We start from the raw sequence: 12,028 nt of genomic DNA, 5'->3' as shown, positions 1-12,028 counted from the left end.
CAAATAGTTAGTTCAGGTGTTCGAGTATAACCATAGATCACACACAGGACACTACTACCCCCACCTTCTTAAAGATGCACCATAATAGCCACATAACACACCCCCATTGATCAACCTTCACAATGCGGAAACCGTGTCAATAGATTGAGCTCAACAAGCTAAGCAAAAGTCCCCTAGCCTACGATGATCTCTCCCAGCACCTGCACCAATCGAGTGTTGTCCCCGCTGTCCTGGCTATGGAAACGGGCGGCCACAAAATCATCCCGATCCAACCCCAGAAGATAATTCTTCTGCGCCAGTAACCGGTATTGTTTCTCTGCAGCTTCTGTCAGTGCAGGTCCTGCCAGATAATAGGACTGCCCATCCTTGACCATAAAACGATCTGTAGATGCCACCCGTTCCTGGCCAGCCCACTCGTAGATGTCCTCTATGAATAGCTTTCATATGCGCCTAGCCGAAGTTGTCTTCGGTTGGTTATTCAGGCAGCTCCTGAATACGAAGCGCCCCGATCGCCTCTTCCATCTGTCTCAGCCTGGTTCCATCAGATTCCCCATGAGGGTTCACAGCAGAGCTCAGCTTGTTTCTCAAAACAGTTGTACCTGCGATGTAAGTAATCATCCCAGGTACGGAAAACATGCCTGCTAGTCATTGCCCTGAATATGTGATCTGATTGTTGCGATCGCATCATCAACGCTTATCTGCTCATGGGCGAAGTCTTCCACCACAGCGCACAGATCAGGATCCATGGTCTCATGCCCGGCCAAGACTAGGTCTGCATCTGCGAAGGCGATCTTCTCCTCCATATCCCCCCCCATTCTGATATGTCCATGATACGCCGAACCCGCCCAGTCCAACAGTATGTAAACACTGCCGAACCAGGCGGGTTTATGCACTTCTAGCTGGGATTACTTCTCAGAACCTGCTGGGTCGAGGATACCGTCGACAAGCCTTGCGCGGGAGTCGAGCAGCACCGCTGCTTCAACTTCCTTGGCTGCGTCGCCGTGGACACCGAGGTTGCGTTCGGCGGGGCGCTCGTAGAGCACTCCACCGTGCATGCCGGCGACGATGCGTCGCAGGCCGGCTTCTTCGCGGGCAAGCGCAGCTTCACGCCAAGCGTCGGCTGCTTCGGCACCACGCTCCACACGGACTGCTTCATAGAAGGCATCCGGGTGAACCACGGCCACCATGGCGGAGACGTGTCCGAAACCGAGGGAGGTGACCAGACCGGCCTTCGGTGCCTTGGAGAACAGGTCCAGTGGCTTGCGCAGCCAGACCAGGTGTTCATGCTTGGACAGCACAGGATCCACACAGTCCAGAGCACGGTTGGCAGGAACCTGTCCGGAGCGCAGCACCTGGGTCAGGCCGATCAGCTGGAATGCTGCGGCACCACCCTTGGCGTGGCCAGTCAGTGTCTTCTGGGAGATCACATACAGCGGGTTGCCGGAGGTACGGCCGATCGCTGCTGCGATTCTTTCGTGCAGATCAGACTCATTTGGATCATTGGCGTTGGTGGAGGTGTCGTGCTTGGACAGGATGGAAATCTCATCCGCCACAACACCTACCTCACGCAGTGCCACGGACAGGCGGGAATCCACCCCGTCACGTGCTGCACCCAGTGCACCCAGGCCAGGAGCCGGGATGGAGGTGTGTGCACCATCTGCAAAGGACTCGGCGAAGCCGATCACACCAAGCACTGGCAGACCCATGTCGGCGGCCAGGGAGGCACGTGCCAGCAGGATGGTGCCGCCACCTTCAGATTCGATGAAGCCTGCGCGGCGGCGGTCATTGGCACGGGAGAAGAACTTGTGTTCAATGCCCTGTGCTTCCATGCCGGCGGAATCAGCGGTTGCTGCCATGTCGCCGAAGCCGGTGATGCCCTCAACGGACAGGGCGTCAAAGCCACCGGAGACCACGAAGTCGGACTTGCCCACGCGGATCTTATCCAGTGCCTCCTCCACGGACACCGCTGCTGTGGCACAGGCTGCCACCGGGTGGATCATCTGGCCGTAGCCACCGACGTAGGACTGCATGACGTGGGCTGCCACAACGTTGGGCAGGGCTTCCTGGAGGACGTCATTGGCACGTGGTTCTGCCAGGATGCGGTCCACGTAGATGCCACGCAGGGATTCCATGCCGCCCATGCCGGTGCCCTGGGTGGAGGACACGCGTGCCGGGTGCACGGAAGCCAGCAGCTCAGCAGGGGTGAAACCTGCAGAGAGGAAGGCGTCCACGGTGCAGACGATATTCCAGAGGGCAACGGTGTCCAGGTTGTCGATCATGTCGGCTGGGATGCCCCAGACTGCTGGATCGAAGTCCTGTGGCACCTGGCCACCAACAAAGCGGGTCATGGCCATGCGGCGTGGCACGCGGATCGCGGAACCTGCCTTGCGGGTGACCTTCCATTCCTCAGCGGCTGCGTCATAGGAGGCCACGGTCAGTTCTGGTTCGGAGGAGACGAAGGTCTGTGCCTCATCGCGGGAACCGACACTGAAGGTCAGATCATGATCCAGGTAGACGGTGGTCAGCTCCGGTGCGAAGTTGTCGAACATGCCGTATTCCGGCATGTCATTGTACTTGCGCACACCGATGCGTCCCATGACTTCATCATGGAAGCGGTCGAAGATGTCCTCTTCGGCGACCGCGTCATCGGAGGCGTCGTACCAACCTGGCTTCGGATCCTCATCCCAGTGGATCAGGCCCATGGTCCAGGCAAGTTCGATGACTCCGGCAGCGGAGAGGGAACCGGAGAGTTCGGCGTCGAAACGCGTACGTGCAGAGCCCAGTGGGCCCAGCTCGCCGGCACCGACGATGACCACCATCTCCTCGAGGGACTGGGTGACCTGCCCCTGGAAATCCGGGGTGGTCTGGATGACCGGACGGTATGGGGTGGGCAGTGCCGCGATGGTGCGTGGCTTTTCAGCCACCTCAGCTGGAGCCTGCTCCAGTGCACGAGCCATTTCTGCGAGGTTGATATCGGATTCGCCCAGTCCACCGGTGAAGTCGACGGTGATTGGGGAGGTTGCGGCCTCAGCACGAGCGGACTCAGAAACCTGGGAAACCAGCTTCTCGGCGATCTCCTCGGTGGAGTAGGTTTCCACGCCAGCTTCTTCCGCGGCGGCCACGAGTGGGTCATTGCCACCCATCAGGCCGGTGCCACGGACCCAACCGATGTGGGCGTGGACCAGGGAGGTGTTGCCACCCCAAGCGCCCTGCTCAGCATGCCAGCGGGTGACCACGGCATCCAGCGCAGCCTTGGATTCACCATAAGCACCGTCGCCACCGAAGCGTCCACGGTTCGGGGAACCTGGGATAACCACATGCAGACGGTGTCCGATGTGGGTGTCAGCGCCCAGTGGTGCCAGACCTGCGATGAGGCGCTCAACGGACCACAGCAGCAGACGCATCTGGGTCTCAGCCTGTGGACCGGCATCCGCCATGGAACCGGACACACGTGGTGCGGCGAAGGGGAACAGCAGGGTCGGGACCAGAGCTGGCTTGATCAGCTTGGAGGCACCGTTGACGGTGGCGGTCTGCTCAGAGCCGACCCATTCCACAATCGCATCCAGATCAGAGTAGGAGCTCAGGTTGGCGGGAACCACCCAGAGGGCAGCTGTGCCGCGTGCGGAACGTGCGTAGAGATCCTTGTAGAATTCCAGGCGTGCGTGGTTCAGGCTGGAGGTGGTGGCCACGACGGTGGCGCCCCCTGCCAGGAGCTTTTCGACAACCGCAGCAGCGATCGAGTTCGGTGAACCACCGGTCACCACCGCCACATCATCGGCGTATTCCAGTGCGCTGGTGTCGCGGGCTTGTGCAGCCAGGTCCTTCAGGCCGAAGAACTCAGCCTGTGCTGCCACTGCCTCACCGGCACCGGTGACATCAAGATCAGCAGCATCAATTTCACCCAGGGCTACGCGGGTGAGATCCTCACGCGCGGAAGCCCAACGGTCATCCAGTTGGACAACGCGCTCAGCATCGAAGCTCGGTGCAACCTGGCGGGGCCAATCAGAGCCCAGTTCACGGGAGACCAGCTCATAGAGCTGGTTGTCGGAATCGGTTTCATCCAGTGCTGCCTGGACAGGTGCGTCCAGTCCCAGCTGGGCCAGGATGGTGCGTGCAGTTGCTGCCAGGACACCGGCCTTACCGGTGACCTGCTCAGCAAACTCGCCCAGTGCGGCGGAGTCCACGACTCCCCCACCACCGGTGCCACCTGTGGAAGGCAGGGAGATGGTTACACCCTGGCGGGCTGCGACGGCGGCGACGGCGGCGTCGATAAGCCCATCCAGATCACCGGTGGGCAAGGTCGCCAGGTCGCCACCACGCAGGGAAGCACCCTCGCGGGTCCCGATGACAACCTCGGCGACAACGTGGTCAGCCCAGCCCTGTCCCAGTTCCCAGGTGCCGGTCACACGATCTGCAATGTAGGCAGGGCGCTTGCCGGTTGGTCCGGTGATACGGCGCAGGGCATCAGCAGCAGAATCTGTCAGGACTGGCCCGAAAGCCTTGTACCCCTTGGCCATCTTGGACACGGTGACCTTGAGATCACCCAGTTCTGCATCGGCGGCACCATCGATGGCACCCAGTCCGAATTCCACACCCAGATCCAGCAGCAGCTGGTTTCGGCGGGAGGAGACCCCCTCAACGAGGGTCTCGATGGAATCGGTGGCACCCATCTGGTCCGGGCGGACCTTGGTCCAGATGGCGATGAGCATCTCGGTGGCGTCAGCCGGGGTGAACTCGATATCATCCGGGCGTGGGCCGCCGACAGCAGCGGCCGGGGTGGCCGCCGGTACAGCGGTGGCGGCAACCTGTGCGGTTGGCTCGGTGGCCGGGGTGTCTGCCGTTGCAGCAGAGGTGTCCTCGGTTTCCAGTTCACGGACGATCTCATCGGTGGCAAAGACCACTGGGCGATCGCGCTCGATGTTGAGGACCTCGATCTCAGCATCGCGGTACTGCGGAAGACGCAGGGTCTGGCCCATCATATTGGCCAGTGTCGGGGCAGATCCAACGCCGACCTCCACAAAGCGCTCAGCCTTCAGGCCGTTGATGAGCAGGTCCTGGGTTTCAATCCAACGCACAGGCGATGCGAACTGCCAGGCCAACAGCTCGATGAGCAGGGTGCGGGCCAGCTTCTGCTGATCCACCGCTGCAGCCTCAAAGTCCGTGAGGATGTCATTGACGTACGTGGAATCAACAACCTCAGCCATGGATGCCACGAAGTCAGCGGTCAGCTCGAATGGGCGGGCCACCAGGTTCGGGATGTAGCGGTCAACCAGGATATCCAGATCCAGCTCAGCTGGGATGAGGGAATCCAGGTGCTCACGGAAAGCACCCACACCATCACGCAGACGGGAGGAGTGGAAGGGGACATCAATGCCCGGGATCATGATGAAGGCACGTTGGCCCGGGGCACGATCCTCAGCGTCGACACGGAGTGCACCAAGACCAGCCTGGGTTCCGGCGACTGCGTACTGCAGGCCGGCCAGGTTGTAGTTGACGATCTCCAGGAATTCCCCGGACTTCTCAGACACACTGGCAACATAATCAAAGACGTTCTCAGCGGTGAGTCCCATTTTGTTCGGACGCAGTGCTGCCAGACCATAGTTGGACAGGCCGTTTTCATCACGCTCAACCAGGCGGTGCATGGTCAGGCCGCGACGGTAGACGATCTCCAGGACAGATTCCAGGGAGAGCACACCGGCATAGGCTGCCAGGGCGTTGTATTCGCCCACGGAGTGACCGGCGAAGAAAGCACGCTGGTTAAGGGCTCCTGCTTCACCCATCTCAGCGATCTGGGCCACGCCCAGGGTGGCCATGCCGACCTGGGTGAACTGCGTCAGGAAGAGCACACCGTCCGGGTGGAAGAACTTCTCTCCACCCACGGTGACTTCCTGTGGGTTGTTCTCCACGATCTCCAGGATGGAGAAGCCGAGCTTGTCGCGGGTGTGTGCATCGGCGCGGTCCCAGATGGCGCGTGCGGCAGCGGAGTTACGGCGGGATTCCATACCCATGCCCTGGGACTGGATGCCCTGGCCTGGGAAGGCGTAGAAGGTGGTGGGTGCAGCCATGACTGCGGTGGCGGTGAGCACCAGGTTGCCATCAACGGTGGCGGTGATGGAGCGGACCTCACCGTGTCCTGGGCGATTGTCCACGGCGGAGCGTTCCACGTTGAACACGATGGTTTCACCAGGCATGACCGGGGCCAGCATGGTGGCAGTGTATTCCACGACCTTCGCTGCCGGGGTGTCTTCCTGCCCATCCTTGAAAGCTGCGCCGGCGATGAGTTCACCGATGGCGGAGGTCCACATGCCGTGGACGATCACCCCGGGTAGTCCTGCCAGGGAGGCGGCGGTGTCAGAGACGTGGATCGGGTTACGATCGCCGGAGACCACAGCGAAAGGGCGCATGGACTCTGGTGCCACGACCTTGGCCACCGCACGGTGGGAGCGTGGGGTGTCAATGGTGGTGGGCAGGGTGGAGGTGTTGGTGCGTGCCACAGCGTTGCCATTGCGTCCGCGGATGGCGAAACGCTCGGATAGGGTGGCGATCTCCACGTCATCGGCGAAGATGCGGGCGCGGACAACCACGACACGTCCCATGGAGGTGTCAGAGACCTCATCGGCGGTGGCGGTGACATGCAGGTTCGCCTGGGTGGGTAGGTCTGTCTTGAGAACGATGTGGTGTTCCAGGTGGACCAGGGAAAGCATGCCTTCCACTACGGAGGCGGAATCAGTTCCGGGGATCACGGCGGACTGCACGGCGGCGAAGACTGCCGGCCAGGCGCGACCAACCAGTACATCCGGTGCAGTGCCTGCCGGGGTCACGGTGGAGGGCAGGTGGCTTGCGGTGACATTGTCATAGTCAGCGATGATGCCGGCATCCAGGGTGGTGTCCCAGACAGCGGTGCCATCTTCCAGGGTGGCCAGGGTGCCACCGGCGGCGATGCGGGTGAGCTCACCCATGGCGGCTTCGGCATCGTCCTGGGTAACCACTGGAACAGCACTGGGCAGTGCGTCGCCCAGGCTGGTGAAGCGGATCTTCAGGTCAGTGGTGGTGCCAAAGGCGGTGGATCCGGCCAGTGGGACGGTGAGCAGGGCATGCTCTGCGTCCTCATAGACCAGGGTGGAACCGGTTGGGGCGTGGAAGGCCTCAAATTCGGTGCGTGACCACTTATCGGCATCGCCCAGACGGTGCACCACGGAAGGAACATTGCGTCCGGCCCAGAAGGTGCCGGGTGAGCTCAAGACCTTGCCCATGATGTCGCGGGAGCGGGAGTTGTGCTCATCGATGCGTGCGATGGTGGCGTCCACGAAGCGGTCCAGCAGGTCAGCCACTGGTTCATTGGCCTGCGTGATGCCGGCGACCGCGGCGACGCCGGGGATGATGGCGACCTGGTCGGCGTCGAAACGTTCATCATGGGACTGCCACAGGGAGTCCGAACGCCACCAACGGCGCACGTCCTTGTCGATGACCGGCACGAAACTGACCGGCTTGCCCGGGGTGCGGCACAGGTCCAGGAACCAGGCCACATCTGCAGGGGTGAGCAGGTCTGTTGCAGCATGTGGGAGGTCGGCAACAAGCTTGTCGACGCTTCCTGCACCGGAGTAGCTGGGCTCGAACTCGCCGTGGTCCTGGGTGATCAGACGTGCCTCGGCACGCTCCAACATCTGGTTGAAACGATTCTCCCAGGAGGCGTCGATCCATTCGCCCTTGACCGGTCCGGAAAGTTCCAGGTAGCGGTTGAGCCACTCCTGGTAGGTCATGGTGCCAAGGTCACCGAAGTAGACCTTGGCGGTCTTGCCGATGGCGTCGATGATCTCCTGGCGACGTGCCTGCACTGCCTTCTCATCACCGGCGACCTCATCAAGTAGTCGGCCTGCGCGGGCGAAGGAGTTGTCGATCTCATGGATGTCTGCGCCCAACTGGGAACGGCCTGAGGCCATGCCATTTTTGGCGCCACCGGCTGGAACCCATTCAGTGGATCCCTGGGTGGCAACCAGCAGTTCCTTGACGGACTGGGAGGTGGTGGCCTCCTTGGTGGCCATGGCGGCAGTACCCACGAGGATGCCGTCGACAGGCATGTTGGGCAGGCCGTACTCATTTGCCCAGGTGCCGGTGACATAGTCAGCAGCACGCTCAGCAGTACCGATGCCACCGCCGACGCAGAGGACAACATTGTCCAGGGCGCGGATATCACCGTAGGTGTTGATCAGGAGTTCATCCAGATCTTCCCAGGAGTGGTGTCCACCGGCGATGCCACCTTCGACCTGGATGATGATGGGGATCTCCGGGATCTCCTGAGCCACAGCCAGCACAGCCTTGACCTGTTTGACTGCGCCTGGTTTGAAGGCGATCCATGGGAAACCGCCATCGCGCAGTTCCTTGACCAGGGCTACGGCGTCATCCTTCTCCGGCATGCCGGCGGTGATGATGATGCCATCCAGTGGTGCACCATTGGCACGTGCCTTGGGCACCAGTCGCTTGCCGCCGATCTGCATCTTCCACAGGTAGGGATCCAGGAACATGGAGTTGAACTGGGCGTTGATGCCGGGGAGGAGCAGCGTGCCCAGCTTCTCAATGTTGCTGTCCAGGATCTCCGGGGTGACCTGTCCGCCACCGGCAAGTTCTGCCCAGTGGCCGCCATTGGCAGCTGCGGCAACAATCTCAGGGTCAACAGTGGTCGGGGTCATGCCGGCGAGCATCATCGGGCTGCGACCGGTCAGTTCGGTGAAACGGGTGATCAGTCGTGGGGTGCCGTCGACGATCTCCACCTGAGGGGCGAACTCCTCATAGTCGGTGGGCAGTTCTGGGGCAAGGCCTGCATCAAAGACCTTCGCCTGGCCTGCTGCGTCACACACGGCGAAGGAATCAGCGCCACGGCCGGCGAGGATGGAACGGGTCAGACCGACCACACCTCCATCAGGGCCGACATCGAGGATCCAGCGAGCACCGGCATCCAGTGCTTCATTGACAGAGGCCACCCAGTCAACAGGGTTGACCAGGACATCCATAGCGACTTCACGGGCAATGTCGCCGTCCAGTCCACAGGCCTTGGCCCAGGTGACGGTCTGTTCCACAGCCATGGACATGGCCGGGTGGTGGAAAGCGGATTGAACATCCAGAGCTGTGATGCGCGGGCTGAAGGCAGAGCCACCGCGCTGCTTGTCCTCCACAGCCTTCTGGTCGCGGGCAGCCATGGCGTTGACCACGCTGATCACGCGCTCATTGTCATCGGGGCGACCCACCAGAACATAGGTGTCGCGTGCATTGCGCAGACCGATGACGGGGCGGATTTCCTCTGGAACTTCCGCACAGGCGGTGTCAATGGCCTGCTGCAGCTGTTCACGGTCAATGCCGGCGAGGGAGATCATCGGTTTGTTCTCGCCCTGGGCGATCAGACCGGTCATGCGGGCGGTGCGGGTGATGGCCGCACCGATCAGCTGCGCCAGTGCCACGAGTTCATCGGCACGGGTCAGGTCCTTGAGCAGGTGGACACCCAACACACCCTGGGAATGCCCCAGTGCGGCAACAGCCTGTTCCACATCAAGACGCTGCGCCTCAAGCGAATCAAGGGTGGCGATCTGAGAGATGAAGATTCCCGGAACGCTCACGGCTGACTGGGAGGTGTCAAAGGTGGGTGCCTCAACGGCATTGGCCCATGTGACCGGGTCGAAACCAAAGGGGAAGGTTCCTGCGAGTTCATCAGCCACCGGAGCCAGTAGCTCCTGTGCGCGTCCGACGATCTCCTGGACGTTGGTACCGGCACCTGCGGCGACAGCGGCGCGGAGAGTCTTCAACCAGTTGAAACCCTGACCCGAGAAAGCAAAGGCATAAGGCTCATGGTCAAAGCGGTTGATCAGTCGGCTGGTCCCGAAGTTCCTGCTCAATTCGGTCACTTGTGAACTCGCTCCTTGTTCGACTCAGACATATCCCCCTCCGGTAGTTTGGAGAAAAGGCAGTCTGTGCATATTAATGGCATATTAATGCATGTTCAGATTCAAAATGGCATACCTGAGTGCACCCAGGTTTGGCATTGGATAGAAAACAATATGCCACAAATCATGAGGAAATCGTCATCTTTTCCTGCCGTGCCGCAGTCTGAGGTTAATAACCACTCCCCAGAAAGACTCCCCCGCAAGACACAACCACCACAGGACGCTTCCCCCCACATGGGTACCGGCACCCCCTACCGAAGCCCTGAACAGTACAGATGCCCGAAACTCACCCTGATACACCCAGTCCCATAACGTCCCACCCCGGTGATAATGGTCACGATATCTGGCGTTATAGTAAATTCTCACATCCAGAAGAGCTGGCAAGCCAGATTTCACTTCCGGCTCCTAAGGGCCTTGCACTCCAGGAAAGCTTCTAACGCAGTCCGAGTTCATCCAGGCCTGCCGAGACCTTCTCCACGCCATCGACCAGCCGGATGGTGGGGTCCATGCCACCACCGGAAAGGAAGATGAAGCGCTCATTCTTCACCGCGTCCATTTCCCTGGTCACTGGATGATTCTTCAAGAACGCCACCTTCTCCGCACCAGTTTCTACAGTCTCCCAGCGTCGGCTCAGGTCACCCAGGATCAACACGTCCGGATTCTTCTCTGCAACCTCCTCCCAGGAGACCTGGGGCCACTCCAGGGTGGAGTCCTCATAGACATTCTGCAGGTCGAGCTTGTCAGCGATGATCTGCGCAGCGCCATAACCGCCAGCGACATATGGAGCAGTGTCTGCGGAGAACCAGAAGGCCACCGAGGTTTCCTCCCCCAGGGCAAAGAGAGTGGCACCATTGGCTGAACCCACCTCATTCAGGCGAACATCCAAATCATCAATCAACTGGTTAGCCGCTTCCACCTCATCAAAGATATTTCCCAGGTCGCGGATGTCTTGATAGATGTCGTCCATCATCATCTTTTCCGAGCGTTCCCCATCATCCAGCCCACTGGTTCGTGACTTGGCGCATTCGGTATAAGACACATAGACGGGGAGTCCCTCTTCCGCATAGCGCTCGACAGATCCAGATGCCACGTCCGCAAGCACGCTGTTGAAGCTGGCCACGATGAAGTCCGGATCCGTAGCAAGCACAGTCTGGAAGGAAGGGTTGTTGTCCGAGAGCCGTGGAACACCTTCATTGGCCTCAGCCAGATGCGGAAGGACGGGATCCATCCAGGTGGCGGTTCCCACCATGCGGTCCTCCATCCCCATGGACAGAAGGATCTCCGTCATACCCTGATTGAGCGATACCACCCGTTGTGGCGATTCCATGATCACCAGTTCTCGACCACAGTTACCAATCACCACAGGATAATGACCATCAGTGGTGTCACCATCAGCAGCACTGTAGGCGGCGGTCTCCACACTGGAGACAGTAGCTGCCCCGGTTCCACCGCCCTCAGAAGCGCAGGAGACACTCCCCAGGGAGGCAGTGATCAACACTGCGGTCAGAACCCGTTTCTGAAACATGATCAGGCTTTCTACATCAAAGTTTTCTCACTGCTTCCGCATTGACCAGATAAATACCCTGACAGGGGCCTCACCTCAGGTGTCAGCAGAACAACACACCACAAAATTTCCAGTGCAAGAAGGTGTGAATGACGTTATCCATATCCAGTGCCCTCCCCTTGTGTTAAAAGGTAGGACACCACGTGCGGGGATTCCCAGAGAAACCTTTCCGCACAACGCGTAGCACAAATGAGAACGAGAATAATGCATGCGCCTAGTCTTTGCTCGTTCAAAAAATTAGCTAATAATTTCCTAAGAATACACTCTGTGAATGAAGAAAAAGGAAAACCCGTAGATTTTTTGCAGCAATCTACGGGTTTTCCCCTCGGTGCGCCTGGAGAGACTTGAACTCTCACGTCCTAGGACACTGGAACCTAAATCCAGCGCGTCTGCCAATTCCGCCACAGGCGCAGTGCTGTTGCATGAGGCTGACAGCGCATTTGATCATACATGCCCACCCTGCAGCTTCAAATAATGTGGTGTTGCTAACGAAATTCGCTTGTCTAGAAAACGGGGGTATCCTTGATATTTG

4 protein-coding genes and 1 tRNA gene are annotated in these 12,028 nt (G+C 60.0%); all 5 read right to left on the bottom strand.

All coding sequences use genetic code 11. From position 1 onward, the window contains the following. Window positions 1–173 precede the first annotated feature (173 nt). On the bottom strand, window positions 174–395 hold the full coding sequence (locus tag Q0M74_RS09870) for a hypothetical protein (protein WP_293953929.1): 222 nt from the start codon (window positions 393–395) through the stop codon (window positions 174–176). Window positions 396–641: 246 nt separating this feature from the next. Continuing rightward, entirely contained in the window at window positions 642–803 is a 162-nt protein-coding gene (locus Q0M74_RS09865) for a hypothetical protein (RefSeq protein WP_293953927.1), read from the bottom strand. A gap of 102 nt (window positions 804–905) precedes the next feature. Continuing rightward, entirely contained in the window at window positions 906–9,893 is an 8,988-nt protein-coding gene (locus Q0M74_RS09860) for a type I polyketide synthase (RefSeq protein ID WP_293953925.1), read from the bottom strand. Window positions 9,894–10,365: 472 nt separating this feature from the next. Further along, window positions 10,366–11,457, bottom strand: a complete 1,092-nt coding sequence (locus Q0M74_RS09855; protein WP_293953923.1) for an ABC transporter substrate-binding protein — start codon at window positions 11,455–11,457, stop codon at window positions 10,366–10,368. A gap of 368 nt (window positions 11,458–11,825) precedes the next feature. Continuing rightward, a tRNA-Leu gene (locus Q0M74_RS09850) sits at window positions 11,826–11,907 on the bottom strand. Between the last annotated feature and the right edge of the window lie 121 nt (window positions 11,908–12,028).

Origin of the sequence: uncultured Corynebacterium sp., assembly GCF_945649885.1 — a bacterium.
Taxonomy (GTDB): domain Bacteria; phylum Actinomycetota; class Actinomycetes; order Mycobacteriales; family Mycobacteriaceae; genus Corynebacterium.
Note: the sequence above shows the minus strand (reverse complement) of the source record. Positions and strands in the feature narration are given on the sequence as shown.

Bases quoted from the DNA above. Each gene is read 5' to 3' on its own strand.
- Q0M74_RS09865 (WP_293953927.1), bottom strand. From the start codon at position 803: ATGGAGGAGAAGATCGCCTTCGCAGATGCAGACCTAGTCTTGGCCGGG.
- Q0M74_RS09855 (WP_293953923.1), bottom strand. From the start codon at position 11,457: ATGTTTCAGAAACGGGTTCTGACCGCAGTGTTGATCACTGCCTCCCTG.